The organism is Pseudomonas sp. B8(2017) (genome assembly GCF_002113575.1).
Lineage (GTDB): Bacteria > Pseudomonadota > Gammaproteobacteria > Pseudomonadales > Pseudomonadaceae > Aquipseudomonas > Aquipseudomonas putida_Z.
Genome location: NZ_NEIO01000026.1, coordinates 1 through 18,601, shown reverse-complemented (window position 1 = coordinate 18,601; position 18,601 = coordinate 1). Strand labels below are relative to the sequence as shown.

At 63.9% G+C, this 18,601-nt stretch carries 17 protein-coding genes and 1 pseudogene; 11 read left to right on the top strand and 7 right to left on the bottom strand.

The window, feature by feature from the left end; genetic code table 11:
• Positions 1-54: 54 nt before the first annotated feature.
• The 5 genes from CAG22_RS24745 to CAG22_RS24725 all read right to left on the bottom strand — a co-directional run bounded on the left by CAG22_RS24745 (position 55) and on the right by CAG22_RS24725 (position 7,047).
• A complete protein-coding gene (locus CAG22_RS24745; RefSeq protein ID WP_085706359.1) occupies positions 55-2,556 on the bottom strand; it encodes a fimbria/pilus outer membrane usher protein in 2,502 nt (833 codons plus the stop codon).
• Between the two features lie 30 nt (positions 2,557-2,586).
• Entirely contained in the window at positions 2,587-3,309 is a 723-nt protein-coding gene (locus tag CAG22_RS24740) for a molecular chaperone (RefSeq protein WP_085590117.1), read from the bottom strand.
• Between the two features lie 62 nt (positions 3,310-3,371).
• Positions 3,372-3,923 (bottom strand): fimbrial protein, encoded by a 552-nt coding sequence (locus CAG22_RS24735; protein WP_085706358.1) that lies wholly within the window; start codon positions 3,921-3,923, stop codon positions 3,372-3,374.
• Between the two features lie 187 nt (positions 3,924-4,110).
• On the bottom strand, positions 4,111-4,521 hold the full coding sequence (locus CAG22_RS24730) for a PA2817 family protein (protein ID WP_085590121.1): 411 nt from the start codon (positions 4,519-4,521) through the stop codon (positions 4,111-4,113).
• 78 nt (positions 4,522-4,599) lie between these two features.
• On the bottom strand, positions 4,600-7,047 hold the full coding sequence (locus CAG22_RS24725) for an acyl-CoA dehydrogenase (RefSeq protein ID WP_085706357.1): 2,448 nt from the start codon (positions 7,045-7,047) through the stop codon (positions 4,600-4,602).
• Between the two features lie 282 nt (positions 7,048-7,329).
• Between CAG22_RS24725 and CAG22_RS24720 the strand changes: the two genes are divergently transcribed.
• The 3 genes from CAG22_RS24720 (at position 7,330) to CAG22_RS24710 (ending at position 9,806) form a co-directional block, all read left to right on the top strand.
• Positions 7,330-7,953: a glutathione S-transferase gene (locus tag CAG22_RS24720; protein ID WP_013971559.1), complete on the top strand. Its 624-nt coding sequence runs from the start codon at positions 7,330-7,332 to the stop codon at positions 7,951-7,953.
• 144 nt (positions 7,954-8,097) lie between these two features.
• Complete coding sequence (locus CAG22_RS24715; protein ID WP_085693398.1) at positions 8,098-9,030, top strand: ABC transporter ATP-binding protein; 933 nt, start codon at positions 8,098-8,100, stop codon at positions 9,028-9,030.
• Positions 9,027-9,806, top strand: coding sequence for an ABC transporter permease (locus CAG22_RS24710; RefSeq protein WP_003260104.1), 780 nt, complete (start codon positions 9,027-9,029; stop codon positions 9,804-9,806). Before CAG22_RS24715 ends, CAG22_RS24710 begins: the two co-directional genes overlap by 4 nt.
• A 9-nt stretch (positions 9,807-9,815) precedes the next feature.
• Here CAG22_RS24710 and CAG22_RS24705 read toward each other — a convergent pair.
• A pseudogene (locus tag CAG22_RS24705) lies at positions 9,816-10,322 on the bottom strand (DUF2062 domain-containing protein); the annotation flags it as partial.
• A 142-nt stretch (positions 10,323-10,464) separates the two neighbouring features.
• Between CAG22_RS24705 and CAG22_RS24700 the strand changes: the two are divergent.
• From CAG22_RS24700 to murB, 8 genes are all read left to right on the top strand, one after another.
• Entirely contained in the window at positions 10,465-12,681 is a 2,217-nt protein-coding gene (locus CAG22_RS24700; protein ID WP_085706371.1) for a DNA internalization-related competence protein ComEC/Rec2, read from the top strand.
• Between the two features lie 330 nt (positions 12,682-13,011).
• Entirely contained in the window at positions 13,012-13,647 is a 636-nt protein-coding gene (locus CAG22_RS24695) for a MotA/TolQ/ExbB proton channel family protein (RefSeq protein ID WP_016391244.1), read from the top strand.
• Positions 13,644-14,078 (top strand): biopolymer transporter ExbD, encoded by a 435-nt coding sequence (locus tag CAG22_RS24690; protein ID WP_025338207.1) that lies wholly within the window; start codon positions 13,644-13,646, stop codon positions 14,076-14,078. Before CAG22_RS24695 ends, CAG22_RS24690 begins: the two co-directional genes overlap by 4 nt.
• Complete coding sequence (lpxK, locus tag CAG22_RS24685) at positions 14,078-15,079, top strand: tetraacyldisaccharide 4'-kinase (RefSeq protein WP_085706356.1); 1,002 nt, start codon at positions 14,078-14,080, stop codon at positions 15,077-15,079. Before CAG22_RS24690 ends, lpxK begins: the two co-directional genes overlap by 1 nt.
• Before the next feature lie 44 nt (positions 15,080-15,123).
• On the top strand, positions 15,124-15,309 hold the full coding sequence (locus CAG22_RS24680; RefSeq protein WP_011532874.1) for a Trm112 family protein: 186 nt from the start codon (positions 15,124-15,126) through the stop codon (positions 15,307-15,309).
• Complete coding sequence (gene kdsB, locus CAG22_RS24675) at positions 15,306-16,070, top strand: 3-deoxy-manno-octulosonate cytidylyltransferase (protein WP_085590129.1); 765 nt, start codon at positions 15,306-15,308, stop codon at positions 16,068-16,070. The genes CAG22_RS24680 and kdsB overlap by 4 nt, the downstream gene beginning before the upstream one ends.
• Positions 16,070-16,534, top strand: a complete 465-nt coding sequence (locus CAG22_RS24670; protein ID WP_003259973.1) for a low molecular weight protein-tyrosine-phosphatase — start codon at positions 16,070-16,072, stop codon at positions 16,532-16,534. The genes kdsB and CAG22_RS24670 overlap by 1 nt, the downstream gene beginning before the upstream one ends.
• Positions 16,531-17,550, top strand: coding sequence for a UDP-N-acetylmuramate dehydrogenase (gene murB, locus CAG22_RS24665; protein WP_085590131.1), 1,020 nt, complete (start codon positions 16,531-16,533; stop codon positions 17,548-17,550). Before CAG22_RS24670 ends, murB begins: the two co-directional genes overlap by 4 nt.
• Before the next feature lie 122 nt (positions 17,551-17,672).
• On the opposite strand, the gene CAG22_RS24660 is transcribed toward murB, so the two are convergent.
• Positions 17,673-18,461 (bottom strand): hypothetical protein, encoded by a 789-nt coding sequence (locus tag CAG22_RS24660; protein WP_085590133.1) that lies wholly within the window; start codon positions 18,459-18,461, stop codon positions 17,673-17,675.
• Between the last annotated feature and the right edge of the window lie 140 nt (positions 18,462-18,601).

Here is an 18,601-nt window from a genome sequence, read left to right as displayed (position 1 = left end):
CTGGTGCCACGCAGCGAACGTATTCGCCACGTAGCGCATTGCGAGATGGGATAGTCAAAGGCACGTCAGGGTTTGCATGCGGTAACCCTGGGTGACAGGCACTGCGGCAGGGTCCAGTTGCAGGCTACAGCGGGGCGCAGCGTCCTCGCCCCAGTGAGCGGTAACCTGCTGGGCTTCCAGGCCGGTGATCAGGATGGCCTGGCCAGCCTGGCCAACCGTGGCGAGCATTTCGCCAGCGCTGTCCATCAGCTGGGCGCCGAGCGGCAGGGGCTGGCCATTGGGCAGCACGGTGGTCAGCACAATACGGTTTACCCGACGGGCCTGGAACGTGGCCTTCACTACAGCGCCACGGCGTGGGATTACCTGGGCCGTACCGTTGTCAATCTCCACATCTGGCCCCAGGCGGTCGGTGTTCAGCACCAGCGAGTTGCTTTTGTAGGGGCGCAGGTAGGGGAGCAGCGCATAACCCTTGTCGTTGGTGCGCACTGCCGCGGCGTTCTGCAAACCCACATCGGCGATGTCGGGTACTTGCACCAGGGCAATGGTTTCACCCAGGTATGGGCCTGTCTCGATGCCGTCCGCATGTGCCAGCAAGGCGCCGTTGGCACTCAATGACAGGCTGTGGTAGTCCTCGCCCTTGCTCAGCCCGGCACCCAGGGTGGCGTGTGCCGTCTGGTAGCCGGCGCCGACCGTGAAGTCGTGCTGTTGGCGTTCATTGCGGCTGGCGCTGAGGTGGTAGCTCAACTGCTCGTCGTAGCTGCCGGTCAGATTGGCCTGCTGCCGGGAGCCATTGCGCGTTTGCTGGGTGTTCATGCTCATGTTGCTGCGGCGGCCGAATGCCAGCGGAAAAGACAGGCTCAGGCCGATCTGGCGGTCCTTGCCGTAGCCGTTGTCCTGCAGTGACTGCGAGGCATACAGGTGGTAGCTGATACCGCCGTGCGATGTGCTGAGGTTAACCTGGAACTGGCGCTCGACATCCTGACGTTGCCAGTAGTCCTGTTGCGTCAGGTTCAGGCTCACCGAGCTACGCTCGCCAAACGTCTGGTACAGCGAGGCTTCCAGGCGTCGGCGTTGGCCGCCGCGAAACTGCTGGTCGTGGCTGCGCTGGCGTACCCACTGGTCGAAGTCGCGGTAACCTTCGGTGGAATAGCGATAGCCGGCGAAGCGCAGGTTGGTGCCGGCAGTGAAGGTCTTGCTGTACTTGAACGAATAGCTCAGGCCGTCGAGGTCGCTGCCTTGCAGGCCGGCGAACTCACTGGTCGAGTGGGTCACATCGAATGACACCGCGCCGAGGCTGCCCAGGTCGCGTGCGATACCCAGTGCTTCTGCCTGGTAGCCTTCGCTGGCCATCAGGCCACCATACAGGGTGGTATTCCAGGCCGTGCCGAGCGCTGCGGTGCCTTGCCACAACGGCGGCGTCAGCAGATCGCCAGTGGGGTTGTAGCGCCCGGCAGTGGTGCTGTAGCGCGCCACGCCCGGGCGCAGCAGGTTGCCGATATTGGCATAGGGTTGGATGAAGCGGCGGACCTGCCCATCGGCCTCGGTCAGTACCACTTCCAGTTCGCCGGTGCCGCCGACTGCCAGATCATCGATGGCATAGGGACCCGGGCTGACGTAGGTGGAATAGAGCGGGTAGCCGTTTTGCCAGATCTCCAGTCTGGACCGTGTCTGGGCCACACCGCGAATGGTCGGGGCGTAGCTGCGATGGGTGTCGGGCAGCATGTCGAAGTCCGAAGCCAGGCGCACGCCTGTGACCGGTATGCCGCGAAAGACATCGCTGTCGGTGAAGGTTTCGCCGATGGTCAGGTTACCCCAGGTGCCGGGCAGGTCGGTTTGTGCATAGGTATAGGCCCGGGTCCATTCGCTGTGGCCCTGGCTGTCCTGGCGCCACGTCTGGCTGCTGCGCAAGCGCCAGTCGCCCAGGTTCACGCCACTGTGCAGGTACAGGTCGTGGCTGTCGAAGCGCCCCTGCCCTCGGCTCTGGCGCTGCAAGGTCGAGGCCTGGTAGTTGACGAAAGCGGCGGTGATACCGCTGTCCCACAGCGCGGGGTCGACTTGCCCGCGGATGTCACGGCGCAGGGCAATCTGCGGGATCGACACCGCCAGCCGCAGCCGGCTGCCGTCAAAGTCCACGCGGGCACCAGGGACCACGGCTGGCAAGTCGAGGCAGGGTTGTTCGAGCAGTGCCGGGTCTGGCAGGGCATCCAGGCGCAGGCCCAGTTCACCGAGCAAGGCAGGCGAGAGGCAGGGCTGCAAGCGGTCGCCGCTGCTGTCGAGTTCGAACGCGATTTCGCGCTGGCCCACGTATTCGAGATTGACCGACAGCTCGACCCGGTAGGTACCGGGTGCAAGGTCGACCGTGCTCGCCAGCAGGCGCAGGGCAAGTTGCGCGCTGTTGGCCGGTTGGTCTGGGTGCTGGAACATGAAGCCGGCCTGGAAGTCGATTTCGCCGGGTGTTTCTGGCTCGGCGAAGGCCACTGCAGCGGGTAAGGCGGCCAGCAGCAGGCAAGCGCGGCGTAAGCGTTGACGGCCGCGGCAAAGGGGGAAATTGGGCATACGGGTGCTCCTGGAGCGTGCCGATCGGTGTCAGGGCGCGTCGTGAACAGGCAGGATCAAGGGCTCGCTGGTGCCGCCGTAGTCGTTGATGATGCTGACCAGTACCTGCTTGGCGGCCGTGGGCAGGACAAACAGCTGTTCGCTCAGGGGCGCAAGCATGTCGGCGTTGGCCAGCGGGCGGTTCTGCTTGCCGTTGACCGCCTCCAGGCGGTTGAAGGTGTAGTGGTAGGGGGTGGGGTTGTGGATGCGCAGGTGCGCAACGCCGTCAAGCATGGTCCTGTGGATTTGCAGGTCGGTCAGGCGGCGGACGGGGTCACCGCTGACCTGGCTTGGTCGGTAGAACAGCTTGATGCGTGTGCGCAGGGCGACGTTCAGGGCGTTGCCCTGATCGCCGACCGCCTGGGGGATTTCCTGCAGGTTGAAGAAGAACAGCGATTCGCGGTCCTGTGGCAGGTCGTTGGGCAGTCCGCTGATATGAACGGTCTGTTCCTTGCCGGGGTTCAGGCGGAACAGGTTCGGGGCAGTGGCGAAGGGTACTGCGGTAATGGTGTCATCGGCTGCGGTGTTGACCCAGGCCTGGGCCGCATAGGGTTGCTTGCCTGGGTTGGCAATGACCACTGACGCACTGCGCTTGTCGCTGTTGTAGACGATACGGGTGCTGCTGATGGTCAGGGCGGCATGGGCGTTGCCAAGCGTGCAGACAAGCGCCAGCAGGCAGCCCAGGCGCACCGAGGTGTGGGAGAAGAGTGACATGAGGAGTGACCGAGTGAGATCCGGGCGACAGGAACCAGGTGCGAAAGCACCTGGCAACTTGATCAAGGCAGGGCGACGGTGAATTTCACAAAGGTCTGGGCCAGGCCGTGTGTGACATCGTCGACAATCGACTCGTAGTTCGCGTAGAACAGCATGTCGGTTGGCGAGGACTGGTACAGGTCGTAAGCTTTGGAGTCGGTATTTGGCGTGATTTTGGTGCCGGTATCATCTTTGATGGCGATACCAACGCCGGTGGCCGCGCTGCCACCCTGGCGAATACCGTAGAGGTCGGAGCCTGGGCCAACGATCCCGTGCAGAGGCTCGAACTTGACCGTGGCTGTAGGGTTGGGCGGAAGCACGCAGCCTGCGCCAGGGGTAACCCGCAGGGCAAATGCTACTTCCTCGCTGGTATCACCTGTTTTTTCAAACTTGTTGGCATTGGGGGTGCCCAACGAAACCCATGGCACATCGCCCAGGCCCGGGTTGACCAGGTCGATCGGGCAAGTACCACCCGGGTTGATGAAACCGGTGAACTCGATCTGTCCTTCTTCGGGAGCAGCGATTGCCGTGCCAGCTGAAAGTGCCAGGGCAATAGCTAGTGTGAGCTTTTTCATTGATATATCCATACAGTTGAAGTGTTGGCTGCGGAGGCTCTCCACAGGTCAGCGAAAGGGAAGTGAACCGAGAGCTTTCGTGACCACGACAGGCTATGGATATGAGTTATGCGGGGCTGTAATACTTTTCGTTATCGGGATATGGAAACAGGGATAGCCGCACTTCAGGTGCGGCTATTGCTCGGGATTAGTGGCCCGGTGCCTGTTTCGGCGTGTTCAACAGCTGCTTCTGCTGATGCCAATCGAATGGCTCACCGTTCTGTTCTGCTTCGTAGCGGCGCTCTTCCAGTTGCTGGTAAAGCTCCAGCTCTTCGTCGGGCATGTAGTGCAGGCAATCGCCAGCGAAGAACCACAGCAGGTCGCGCGGCACCAGGTGGGCGATTTGCGGATATCGCAGGATCACCTGGCAGATCAGGTCCTGGCCCAGATACTGGCTTTCCAGCGGGTCTTGCGGCAGCAAGGTCAGCAGTTCATCGAATCGTTCGAGGAACAGGGCGTGGCTTTCCTCCGGTACCTGCTCGGCTTCACCCAGGGCCACCAGGATGGTACGCAGGTGGCTCAACAGTTGCAGATGATATTCCAGTTGGGGGGTGGCCATGGGGCGGTCCTCGGGGTGGTTGAAACGGGCGCGGAGTATACGTCCGTTGCTGATGAGGCCGCAAAGCGGCCCCTTGGTTCAGCGCACCTTGCCTTGCTCTGGCAGCAACTGCGCCTTGTCGAAGGCATCCACATCGATCACTGCCCGACGAGCTTGCTCCGCGGCATGCAGCCGTTGCTCTTCGCCAGCCTGCAATACACCGGCCTCAACGGCTGCATCGATCAACGACTGCCCAGGTGCCGGCCGTACCTTGCCTTCCTTGATTGCCTGATGCAGCGCCTTGTGCAGGGGCGCCGCTTCATCCAGCAAGTCGTAGGCCTGTTGCAGCGTCGCCACCGGGTCGCCGTCGGCTTGTGGCCTGAAGCAACCAGCAAGCAACTCCTCCAGCGCCGGGTCGCCCTTGCTGCGGCCGATCAGCGCCGCCACCTCGGCATCCAGCTCATCGCTTGGCCCGGTATGGCGGCGGCCGAAGGGGAACACCAGTACCCGCAGTGCGCAGCCGACAAAGCGGTTGGGGAAGTTGTCGAGCAACCGGTCCAGGGCCTTTTCTGCCTGGCCCAGGCTCTCTTCCATCGCCCAGCGCAGCAGGGGCTGCATGTGTTCCGGTGAGCCCAGGTCGTGATAGCGCTTGAGCGCGGCGCTGGACAGGTAAAGGTAACTCAGCACATCCCCCAGCCTTGCGCTCAGCCTTTCACGGCGTTTCAGCGCGCCGCCCAGCAGCATCATCGACAGGTCGGCCAGCAGGGCGAAGGCCGCGGCCTGGCGGTTGAGCGCCCGGAAGTAACCTTGGCTCAAGGCATCGCCCGGTACGCTTTCCAGGCGGCCGAGGCCGAGGTTCAACACCAGCGTGCTGGCCGCGTTGCTCGCGGCGAACATGATGTGTTTCATCAACAGATCGTCGAATTCCCTCAATGCCTGATCGCGGTCCTCGCGCCCGGCCAGGGCCATTTCCTTGAGCACGAACGGGTGGCAACGGATGGCGCCCTGGCCGAAGATCATCAGGTTGCGCGAAAGAATGTTCGCCCCCTCGACGGTGATGAAAATCGGTGCACCTTGCCAGTTACGGCCCAGGTAGTTGTTCGGGCCCATGATGATGGCCTTGCCGCCGTGTACATCCATGGCGTGCTGGATGCACTCGCGGCCACGCTCGGTGAGGTGGTACTTGAGGATCGCCGACAGCACCGAAGGCTTCTCGCCCAGGTCCACGGCCTTGGCGGTCAGCAGCCGCGCGCTGTCCATCAGCCAGGCATTGCCGCCGATGCGTGCCAGCGATTCCTGGATGCCTTCGAATGCAGCCAGCGGAACATTGAACTGTTCGCGGATGTTGGCGTACTGGCCGGTGACCAGGCTGGTGTATTTGGCAGCGCCAGTGCCCACGGCCGGCAGGGAGATGGAGCGGCCTACCGACAGGCAGTTCATCAGCATCATCCAGCCCTTGCCGAGCATGGCCTGGCCACCGATGAGGAATTCCAGCGGCACGAATACGTCCTTGCCGCTGTTGGGGCCGTTCATGAACGCGGCGCCCAGTGGCAGGTGGCGTTTGCCGATTTCGACGCCGGGCGTGTCGGTAGGGATCAGCGCCAGGCTGATACCCAGTTCTTCCTGCTCGCCGAGCAGGTGGTCCGGGTCGTAGGCCTTGAACGCCAGGCCCAGCAGGGTGGCGACGGGGCCGAGGGTGATATAGCGCTTTTCCCAGTTCAGGCGCAGGCCGATGACCTCTTCGCCGTTCCATTGCCCCTTGCAGACCACCCCGGTGTCAGGCATGGCGCCAGCATCGGAACCTGCCAGCGGGCCGGTGAGGGCGAAGCAGGGGATTTCATCGCCACGCGCCAGGCGTGGCAGGTAGTGGTTGCGTTGTTCGTCAGTGCCGTAATGCAACAGCAGTTCGGCCGGGCCGAGCGAGTTGGGAACCATCACGGTGGAAGCCAGGTCGCCGCTGCGGGTGGCCAGCTTCATCGCCACCTGGGAGTGGGCGTAGGCTGAAAAGCCCTTGCCGCCGTATTCCTTGGGGATGATCAGGGCGAAGAAGCCATGCTGCTTGATATGTGCCCAGGCTTCGGGCGGCAGGTCCATGTCCTGGCCGATCTGCCAGTCGCTGACCATGGCGCAGAGCTGTTCCGTCGGGCCATCGATGAAGGCCTGTTCTTCTTCGGTCAGCTTCGGCGCCGGGTAGGCGAGCAGGGTGCGCCAATCTGGACGGCCGCTGAACAGTTCGCCGTCCCACCATACGGTGCCGGCGTCGATCGCCTCGCGTTCGGTTTGCGACATCGGCGGCAGGGTGCGCTGGAACCACTTGAACACGGGGCCTGTGAATACCTTGCGGCGCCATTCCGGCAGCGCCACCAGGGCGACTTTCAGTGCCAGCACGATCCAGATCAGGGTCAGCAGCCAGCCGGGAGCGCTGCTGAAAATGCCCATCAGCAGCACATAAGCGGCCATGATGCCGAGAATATGCAAGGGCGCCAGGCGCCGGTGCGTGAGGTACGCCGCGCCGATCACCAGCACTACCAACCACAACAGCAACATAATCGGTCCTCCTTGGAACCAGGGGGTAAGCCGTCCCAGACAGCTTAGACGCAACGCTGCGAACGGCCGGGTCAGAACAGTGACAGGGTATGGCGGCGGGAGTTTCAGTCCGGTGTTTGCCTGTACCGGCCTCTTCGCGGGCACGCCCGCTCCCACAGGTACTGCACCGCCCTGAGGCCTGGTGCGATCCCTGTGGGAGCGGGCGTGCCCGCGAAGAGGCCGGTACAGGCGACGAAAGTCTGGAGTAGACTGCACCACCTCCGCATTCATAAGGACGTTGCCATGCTGAAGATCTGGGGCCGCAAGAATTCGAGCAATGTGCGCAAGGCGCTATGGATCGCCCACGAACTGGGCCTGGATTTCGAGTCGATCGACGCCGGCGGCGCCTTCGGCGTGGTCAACGAGCCGCACTACCGCGCGCGCAACCCCAACGGCCTGGTGCCGATGCTGGAAGACGGCGACCTGACCCTGTGGGAATCCAACACCATCGTCCGCTACCTGTGCGCCGAATACGGTGCGGAGCAGGGCTGGTACCTGGACGACCCGCGTCAGCGCGCCCTGGCGGACAAGTGGATGGACTGGACCACCTCGTCCTTCGCCACGCCGTTCCGCCCACTGTTCTGGGGCCTGTTGCGCACCCCGGAAGACCAGCGCGACTGGGTGGCGATCAACGCTGCGCACAAGCAATGCGCCCAGCTGCTGGCCATTGCCGACGAAGCCCTGGCCAAACAACCGTACCTTTCCGGTGACCAGATCGGCATGGGCGACATCCCATTGGGAAGCTTCATCTATGCCTGGTTCGAAATGCCCATCGAGCGCCCGGCCATGCATCACCTGGAGGCCTGGTACGAGCGCCTCAAGGCCCGCCCTGCGTACCAGGCAGCGGTAATGACTGCGCTGACCTGATCGAACACCACGGCTACTTCGATAGTCATTATCAATACACATGACTGTACTTGTGCGGCCAGGCCAAGCACCATTGGCCGCACTCACTGCGCCAGTGCCTTTACCTGGCGTGTCCTGCACCTTTTTCTCGGTAAGTGACCCGCTATGAGTTCCGCCCTGTCCATCCGACAGCTGACCAAGACCTACGGCAACGGCTTCCAGGCCCTCAAGGGCATCGATCTGGATGTTGCCGAAGGCGACTTCTTCGCCTTGCTCGGCCCCAACGGCGCGGGCAAGTCCACCACCATCGGCATCCTCTCCACCCTGGTCAACAAGACCAGCGGCACGGTCAACGTGTTCGGCCACGACCTGGACCGCGAGCCGTCGGCGCTCAAGCGTTGCCTGGGCGTGGTGCCGCAGGAGTTCAACTTCAACCAGTTCGAGAAAACCTTCGACATCGTCGTGACCCAGGCCGGTTACTACGGCATCCCGCCCAAGGTGGCCAAGGAGCGTGCCGAGCAGTACCTGACCCAGCTCGGCCTGTGGGACAAGCGTGACGTGCAGTCGCGTTCGCTGTCGGGGGGCATGAAGCGCCGCCTGATGATTGCCCGCGCGCTGATCCACGAGCCGCGTCTGCTGATTCTTGACGAGCCCACCGCCGGTGTGGACATCGAACTGCGCCGTTCGATGTGGAGCTTCCTCACCGAGCTGAACCAGAAGGGCATCACCATCATCCTCACCACCCACTACCTGGAAGAGGCCGAGCAGCTGTGCCGTAACATCGGCATCATCGACCACGGCACCATCGTCGAGAACACCAGCATGCGCCAACTGCTGGGCAAGCTGCATGTCGAAACTTTCGTCCTCGACATCAAGCAGGACCTGGCCACTGCACCGGTGCTGCAGGGCTACCCGTGCCGGTTGCTGACCCCGCACACCCTGGAAGTGCAGGTGGAAAAGGACATCGGCATCACTGCGTTGTTCGGCCAGCTGGCGCTGCAGAACATCGAGGTGCAGAGCCTGCGCAACAAGACCAACCGACTCGAGGAGCTGTTCGTGTCCCTGGTGGAAAAAAACCTGTCGAAGGTGGCCGTATGAGTGTGGAACTGCGCACCAACTGGGTCGCCCTGAACACCATCGTCTACCGCGAAGTGCGGCGCTTCCTGCGTATCTGGCCGCAGACCCTGCTGCCGCCGGCGATCACCATGGTTCTGTACTTCGTCATCTTCGGCAACCTGATCGGCCGGCAGATCGGCGACATGGGTGGCTTCACCTACATGGAGTACATCGTGCCGGGGCTGATCATGATGTCGGTGATCACCAACTCCTACGGCAACGTGGTGTCGAGCTTCTTCGGCAGCAAGTTCCAGCGCTCCATCGAAGAGCTGATGGTGTCGCCGGTATCGCCACACACCATCCTCGTCGGTTATGTGCTGGGTGGCGTGCTGCGTGGCTTGGCGGTGGGTGTGATCGTGACTTTCCTGTCGCTGTTCTTCACCCACCTGCAGGTGCACCACCTGGGCGTGACCGTGGTCGTGGTGCTGCTGACCGCCACCATTTTCTCGCTGCTGGGCTTCGTCAACGCGGTGTTCGCGCGCAACTTCGACGACATCTCGATCATCCCGACCTTCGTGCTGACGCCGCTGACCTACCTGGGCGGGGTGTTCTACTCGATCAACTTGCTGCCGCCGTTCTGGCAGACCGTTTCGTTGGCCAACCCGGTGCTGCACATGGTCAACTCGTTCCGCTACGGCATCCTAGGGGTGTCGGATATCAGCATTGGCACGGCGATTACCTTCATGCTGGTCGCCACCGCGGTGCTCTACCTGGTGTGCGTTCGCCTGCTGGTCAGCGGCCGCGGCATGCGTGCCTGAAACCTTGCACCGGCATTGGCGCAGACGCCACTGCCGGCCCACCCACCAGCGCCAGTAGAGCATGGTGGTGAAGTAGCCAAGGATGCCCAGCACCACACCGCACACTACCGAGCCGAGCAGGAAAGGTTGCCACAAGGTCGACAGCTGGTCGGTGATCCACTGGAAAGTCAGCTCGTCGGGCAGGGTGCGCGGCGGTACCTGCATCAGCCAGGCGCCGGTCATGTAGGTGACGAAGAACACCGGTGGCATGGTCAGCGGGTTGGTCAGCCAAACCAGGCTGACCGCGATCGGCAGGTTGCCGCGCAGCGGAATGGCCAGCGCGGCAGCCAGCAGCATTTGCGCCGGCATCGGGATCAGCGCCGCGAACAGGCCAACGCCCATGGCCCTCGCCACCGAATGGCGGTTCAGGTGCCAGAGGTTCGGGTCATGCAGCAACTTGCCGAAAAAGCGTAAGGACTTGTGTTCCCGAATACTGGTCGGGTCCGGCATGTAGCGTTTGAAAAGTCGGCGCGGCATGTAGGCTCCCGGAGCGTTGATCCGGGCAGTATGCCCTGATTCCCGCTCAGCCTCGTTTAGAGTTTGTGACAATTGTTGAGCAAGCGCTGCCGGCAATTGGGCTATGCCTCAGAAGGTGATTTCGCTTCTGGAGCTCTACTTCATGCGCACAGGGATGTTTGCGCTCGCGCTCGGGCTGTTGTGCCTGGGCTTTCTCCCCGCATTGCCATCGGTCGGATGGCTGGTGCTGCTGGTTGTAGTCGGTGGCCTCGGCCTGTTCACCCGACTGTGGCCGCTGGGCTGTTTTCTGTTGGGCCTGTGTTGGGCCTGCTGGTCTGCGCAGCAGGCCCTGGATGACCGCCTGGCACCCGGGTTGGATGGCCGCACCTTGTGGCTTGAGGGCCAGGTGGTCGGCCTGCCGACCCGGACTGCGCAGGGTGTGCGCTTCGAGCTGGACGCGGCCCGCTCGCGGCGGGCAGAGCTGCCGCAGCGCCTGCAACTGAGCTGGTTCGACGGCCCGCCGCTGCGCGCGGGCGAGCAGTGGCGGCTGGCGGTGACCTTGCAGCGCCCGGCCGGGCTGCTCAACCCGCATGGGCCGGACCGTGAGGCGCAATTGCTGGCGCGGCGCGTCGGTGCGACCGGTACGGTCAAGGCCGGGCAGTTGCTGGCGCCGGTTGTCGGCGGCTGGCGCGACACGTTGCGCCAGCGCCTGCTGGCAGTCGAGGCCAATGGCCGGCAGGCAGCGTTGGTGGCGCTGGTGCTTGGCGACGGGACGGGCCTGGCCCGGGAGGACTGGCAAACGTTGCAGGCCACCGGCACGGTGCACCTGCTGGTGATCTCTGGCCAGCACATCGGCCTGGTTGCCGGTTTGCTGTATGGCCTGGTTGCCGGGCTGGCGCGTTGGGGGCTGTGGCCCGCTCGGTTGCCCTGGTTGCCCTGGGCGTGTGGCCTGGCCATGGCTGCGGCACTGGCCTACGGTTGGTTGGCCGGTGGTGGTGTACCGGTGCAGCGTGCCTGCCTGATGCTGACCGTGGTGTTGCTCTGGCGCATGCGCTTTCGCCACCTTGGTGCGACCTTGCCGTTGCTGCTGGCGCTGGTTGCCGTGCTGCTGGTGGAGCCGTTGGCCGCGCTGCTGCCCGGGTTCTGGCTGTCGTTCGCGGCCGTGGCCACGCTTGGCTATTGCTTCAGTGCCCGCCTGGGCGGCTGGCGGCCCTGGCAAGCCTGGACGCGGGCGCAATGGGTGATTGCCATCGGTTTGCTGCCGGTGCTGCTGGCTACGGGCTTGCCCGTGAGCCTGAGTGCGCCGCTGGCCAACCTTGTTGCGGTGCCGTGGGTCAGCCTGGCGGTACTGCCGTTGGCGTTGCTGGGGACCTTGCTGCTGCCGCTGGGCGGGGTAGGGGAGGTGCTGTTGTGGCTGGCGGGTGGTCTGCTCGATGGGCTTTTCCGGCTGCTGGAGTTGGTGGCGCAACAGCAGTCGGCGTGGCTGCCAGCAGTTCTGCCGTTGTGGGCCTGGTTGCTGGTGTGCCTGGGTACGTTGCTGGTTTTGATGCCCCGTGGCGTACCACTGCGCGGGTTGGGTGGCGTGATGCTGCTGGCGCTGTGGGTACCCCGGGAGACGGTGCCGTTCGGCCAGGTCGAGGTCTGGCAGCTGGACGTCGGCCAAGGGCTGGCGGTGCTGTTGCGCACCCGGCATCACGACCTGCTGTACGACGCCGGGCCGGCCAGGGGAGAGAGCGACCTGGGCGAGCGGGTGGTGTTGCCGACCTTGCGCAAGCTGGGGGTGGGCAGCCTGGACCTGATGATGGTCAGCCACGCCCATGCCGACCACGCCGGTGGTGCTGGCGCAATCATGCGTGGCCTGCCGGTCGAACGGGTGATCGGCGGCGAAGTGCTGGATGACATGCAACTGCAGCCTTGTGTCAGTGGCGACCAGTGGACGTGGGATGGCGTGCGCTTTTCGCTGTGGCGCTGGGCTGATGGACAGAGCAGCAATGACCGTTCCTGTGTGTTGCTGGTCGAGGCGCAGGGTGAGCGGTTGTTGCTGGCGGGAGATATGGAAGCCGGTGCCGAACGGGCCTGGCTGGCGGCCACAGAAGCGCCGCGGATCGACTGGCTGCAGTCGCCGCACCATGGCAGCCGCAGTTCGTCCAGCGAGGCCTTCATCCGCGCCACGGCGCCGCGCGGGGTACTGATCTCGCGCGGGCGCAACAACAGCTTCGGGCACCCGCACGCGCAGGTGGTCGAACGTTATCGGCGGCATGGGGTGGTGATGCATGACACAGCGGAGCAGGGGGCGTTGCGGTTGGTGTTGGGGAGGCAGGGGGAGGTCGAGAGTGTGCGCCGACAGAGGCGTTTCTGGAGGGATGCGGGCGGTGGCTGAGCTGGCCCTTTCGCGGGTAAACCCACACAGGGACGGCGTCGCACTTGAGATCACGCGGTACCTGTGGGAGCGGGCATGCCCGCGAACACCGGCAAAGCCGGTGCCATCCACCGCGTCGTCTTTTTCGCGGGCGCGCCCGCTCCCACAGGTACTGCGCTGGCTTCGAGTTGATGCTGAATCTGTGGGAGCGGGTTCACCCGCGAAAGGACCAGTTCAGCCACCCGACAGCTCAAGGTAGAAACCGGGTAGGGCAATTCCCTGACCTCCGGCAGATGAGCCCCCGGCGCGCCTATGGTAGAGTGGCGGCCTTTTTCCGAAGGGGCGTTTACTGTGTGGGAATTGGTCAAGTCCGGTGGTTGGATGATGCTGCCGATCATTCTGAGCTCCATCGCTGCCATGGCTATCGTCGTCGAGCGCCTGTGGACCCTGCGCGCCAGCCGCGTCACCCCGCCGCACCTGCTGGGCCAGGTGTGGATGTGGATCAAGGACAAGCAACTGACCAGTGACAAGCTCAAGGCCCTGCGCGCCGATTCGCCACTGGGCGAAATCCTTGCCGCCGGTCTGGCCAACTCGCGCCATGGCCGCGAAATCATGAAGGAATGCATCGAGGAGGCCGCCTCGCGCGTCATCCACGAACTGGAACGCTACATCAGCACCCTCGGCACCATCGCCGCCATGGCTCCGCTGCTGGGCCTGCTGGGCACCGTGCTGGGCATGATCGACATCTTCAGCGCCTTCATGGGCTCGCAGATGACCGCCAACGCCGCAGTGCTGGCCGGTGGTATCTCCAAGGCCCTGGTCACCACCGCGGCCGGCCTGATGGTCGGTATCCCGGCGGTGTTCTTCCACCGTTTCCTGCTGCGCCGCATCGACGAGCTGGTAGTCGGCATGGAACAGGAAGCGATCAAGCTGGTGGAAGTGATCCAGGGCGACCGTGAAGTGGAAGTGGCCGGAGGCAAGGCGTGAAGTTCCGGCGCAATCGTCAGCGGGAGAGCGTCGACATCAACCTGGCGTCGCTGATCGACGTGGTGTTCGTCCTGCTGCTGTTCTTCGTGGTCACCACCACCTTCACCCGCGAGACCCAGCTGCGCGTCGAGCTGCCCGAAGCCGCCAGCGCCGAGCAGGCGCCGCCCGACCAGGGCAAGCTGGTGGAAATCACCATCAGCGCCGAAGGCGTGTACTCGGTGAACAACCACCTGCTGCCCAAGAGCGACCTGGCCACCCTGAGCGAAGCGATCGAGCGTGAGTCGGGCGGCGACAACAAGCTGCCGCTGGCCATCAGCGCCGACGGCAAGACCCCGCACCAGGCTGTGGTCACCGCGATGGATGCCGCCGGCAAGCTCGGTTTCAGCCAGTTGCGCATGACCACCGTCGAGGCGGCTCAGGGCACGCCTTGATGGCTTTCGCCGACCGTCTGCTCGCCGCGTGGTACGCCGGGCACCCGGCCCTGGCGCTGCTGCGCCCGCTGGAGGCGCTGTATCGCCGCGTGGTCACGCGCAAGCGGACGCGTTTTCTCAGTGGCGAAAGTGCCAGCTACCGGGCCTCGGTACCGGTCATCGTGGTGGGTAACATCACCGTGGGCGGTACCGGCAAGACGCCGATGATCCTCTGGCTGATCGAGCACTGCCGCCAGCAAAGGCTGAAGGTGGGCGTGGTCAGCCGTGGCTATGGCGCCAAGCCGCCGCAATTACCCTGGCGCGTGCAGGCCGACCAGTCTGCCGAGCAGGCCGGCGATGAACCGCTGCTGATCGTGCAGCGCACCGGCGTGCCGCTGATGATCGACCCCGACCGCTCCCGCGCCGTGCAGGCCCTGCTGGCCAGCGAACCTCTCGACCTGATCCTGTGTGACGACGGCATGCAGCACTACCGCCTGGCCCGCGACCTGGAGTTGGTGCTGATCGATGCCGCCCGCGGTCTGGGCAATGGCCGCTGCCTGCCGGCGGGGCCGTTGCGTGAGCCGGCCGAACGCCTGCACGAGGCTGACGCGGTGCTGTTCAACGGCGCCAGCGCAGACCGCGCCGATGGCTTCGGCTTCTGCCTGCAGCCGTCAGCCCTGGTCAACCTGCGCAGCGGCGAGCGCCGCGCGCTTGACCATTTCCCTGCAGGCCAACGCCTGCACGCGGTGGCCGGTATCGGCAACCCGCAACGTTTCTTCAATACCCTGCTGGGGCTAAACTGGCAGCCGGTGCCGCATCCCTTTGCCGACCATGCGCAGTTCAGCGCCCAGAGCCTGGCCTTCAGCCCGCCGCTGCCGCTGGTCATGACCGAAAAGGATGCGGTGAAATGCCGGGCCTTCGCCGCTGACGACTGGTGGTACCTGGCCGTCGAGGCGCAGCCCACGCCAGCTTTCAGCGCCTGGTTCGACAACCAGTTGCAACGCTTGCTGCGCAAGCCCTGAGCCCTTTTTCAATTCCCGGCCACCTGGCCTAAAGGAAGCCTCAAATGGACACCAAACTGCTCGATATCCTGGCCTGCCCGATCACCAAGGGCCCGCTCAAGCTCAGTGCCGACAAGACCGAGCTGATCAGCAAGGGCGCTGGCCTGGCCTACCCGATCCGCGACGGCATCCCGGTCATGCTGGAAAGCGAGGCGCGCACCCTGACTGATGAAGAGCGTCTGGACAAATGAGCCTGGATTTCACCGTGGTGATCCCCGCCCGGCTGCGCTCCACGCGCCTGCCGGGCAAGCCATTGCTGCCGATCGCCGGCAAGCCGATGGTGCAGCATGTGTGGGAACAGGCCCGCAAGAGCGGCGCCAGCCGCGTGGTCATCGCCACCGACGACGCCAGCATCGTAGAGGCCTGCCAGGCCTTCGGCGCCGAAGTGCTGCTGACCCGTGCCGACCATGAGTCCGGCACCGACCGCCTGGCCGAAGTGGCCGTACACCTGGGCCTGTCTGCCGATGCCATCGTGGTCAACGTGCAGGGCGACGAGCCGCTGATCCCGCCGGTGATCATCGACCAGGTGGCAGCCAACCTGGCAGCGCATCCGGAAGCCGGCATCGCCACCCTGGCCGAACCGATCCATGAGCCGGAAACCGTGTTCAACCCCAACGCGGTCAAGGTAATCAGCGACAAGAACGGCCTGGCCCTGACCTTCAGCCGTGCGCCGCTGCCCTGGGCCCGCGATACTTTTGCCAAGGACCGCAACCTGTTGCCGGAAGGCGTGCCGTATCGCCGCCACATCGGCATGTACGCCTACCGCGTCGGCTTCCTGCAGGACTTCGTCAGCTGGGGCCCGTGCTGGCTCGAGCAGACCGAAGCGCTGGAGCAGCTGCGTGCCCTGTGGCATGGCGTGCGCATCCACGTCGAAGACGCCATCGAGGCGCCTGCCGTGGGCGTGGATACCCCTGAAGACCTGGAGCGCGTACGGCGCTTGCTGGAGGCCTGATGCGCGTCCTGTTCGTCTGCCTCGGCAATATCTGTCGCTCGCCCACCGCCGAAGGCGTGCTGCGCCATCAATTGCAGGCTGCCGGGCTTGCCGACCGGGTGCATGTGGCCTCGGCCGGCACCGGCGACTGGCACGTCGGCAAGGCGCCTGACAGCCGCACCTGCAAGGCAGCGCTGGCGCGTGGCTATGACCTTTCGCAGCAACGCGCCCAGCAGGTCAAGGCGGCGCACTTTGCCGAATATGACCTGATCCTGGCCATGGACGAGAGCAACCTCGGCCATTTGCGTGCGATGCGCCCGCACACGGCAGTGGGGGAGCTCGACCTGTTCCTGCGCCGCTATGGCGCAGCACTGGATGAAGTGCCAGACCCGTACTACGGCGGCGCCGATGGCTTCGAGCAGGTGCTCGACCTGGTTGAAGCGGCGTGCCAGGCGCTGGTCCTGGAAATCAAGGGGCGGCTATGACAGTGCAGTGGCAGGAGCAGGTATCGCTCAAGCCGTACAACACCTTTGGCATCGACGTGAAGGCGCGGTATTTCACCCAGGCACATGACGACCAGGAGGTGCGCCAGGCGCTGGCCCAGGCGCAGCGAGGCCGCGTGCCGGTGCTGGTGATTGGCGGTGGCAGCAACCTGCTGCTGACCCGCGATATCGATGCGCTGGTGCTGCATATGGCCAGCCGTGGCCGGCGCGTGCTCAGCGACGATGGCGAACGTATCGTGGTCGAGGCCGAAGCCGGGGAGCCGTGGCACCCGTTCGTGCAGTGGGCACTGGCGCAGGGCTATTGCGGGCTGGAGAACCTCAGCCTGATCCCCGGTACCGTGGGCGCCGCACCGATGCAGAACGTCGGTGCCTATGGCGTGGAGATCAAGGATGTGTTCGTCGGTCTGACCGCCCTGGATCGCGAGACCGGGGAGTTGCGTGACTTCGGCCTGGCGGAATGTGCCTTCGGTTATCGCGACAGCCTGTTCAAGCGCAACCCCGGCCGTTGGTTGATCCTGCGTGTGCGCTTTGCCTTGAGCCGAACGCTGCAGGCTCACCTGGATTACGGCCCGGTGCGCCAGCGGTTGGCAGAGCAGGGCGTGACCGAGCCGACCGCGCAGGCGATCAGCGAGGCGATCTGCAGCATTCGCCGCGAGAAGCTGCCAGACCCTGCCGTGCTGGGTAATGCCGGGAGTTTCTTCAAGAACCCGGTTGTCTCGGCGGAACAGGTCGAGGGTATGCGTGCGCAGTACCCAGGGGTGGTGGCTTATCCCCAGGCCGATGGCCAGATGAAGCTGGCGGCTGGCTGGCTGATCGAGCAGGCAGGCTGGAAGGGGCATCGCGAGGGGGATGCCGGGGTGCATCGTTTGCAGTCGTTGGTGTTGGTCAACCATGGCCAGGCGAGCGGGGCGCAGATGCATGCGCTGGCGCGGCGGATCCAGGCCGATATCCTCGAGCGGTTCGGCGTTGAACTGGAGATGGAACCTAATCTCTACTGAATCATTCTCTGGGCGGGTTCTTTCGCGGCTAAGGCCCCTCTCACAGGTACCGCACAGGTTTGTTGTTCGCGCGGTACCTGTGGGGGGATGGTTGCCATTTCGGCCAATTCTCAGCGCGCTACCTAGAGCAGTCTTTTCAGTTTCTTGGTCCACTCGAAGGTGGTTGGTAGCAGCCTATCATCACGTTCCTTCACGCCGTCGCGGTCAACGGCAAAGGAAAAGATGCCTCCCTTGGTTCCCTGGTTTAGTTGCCACTTGGCCTTCTGGTAGGCCAAACTTCCTTCGAACGGCTCCGTCACATCGCCCTTGGGCATGCCGCTGTGTTCCTCATAGAACGTGAAACCAGGCACAAATTTCGATGGAGGGAGAAATCCGTCGAACGCCCGGTCGAATATTGCTTGTGTGCGCTCTGGACGATGACCGTATGCATGTAATAGCAGATAGTCCATGTTCTTCGCCTGTGAGCGAATCAAGGCGACATCGCCTTCCTCGTTGGCGTCGTAGATGAACAGTCGGTCTTTACCAAGCAGGTTTCTCAGCTTTGCTGAAATTGCTTCGGCCTGCTGGCGTTCGTGCTCTGGCAAGGGGTTGAAGGTAGTAATACAAAGGCCATCGAGGCCTTTGGTCCAGCTGAAGAATTTTTCGAAGATACCTTCTGCTGTCGCATCAGGTTTGAGTAGTTCACTGATAGGCAGTGAGCGGACGACCTTGATCTGTTTCTTGTGCAGTGCGGGAATGATCTTTCCTTCGAGTGCCGGCCAGAAACCCGACTCTGAGCCATTGGTACGGAGTAATGCGATGTCTACTTCCTCCGGTAAGTCGCTCATGGATACCTTGTTTTTGAGCGGGTCGTCTGAGATGTCGCGCCAGCAGCGGAAAAAGCACGCCATGATGCCTGATTGACTTTTCATTTACGTCTCCGGTGAATGCTTGATGAAGTGTGCGCTTTAACGATCGTGTCCCGGGAAGTGGTGTAACTGAACCAGCCGAAGGCGCCCTGCGGGCGAAAGAGGATGGTCATCGTGGTTCTTGGCTAACGTTGAGTTTGCGA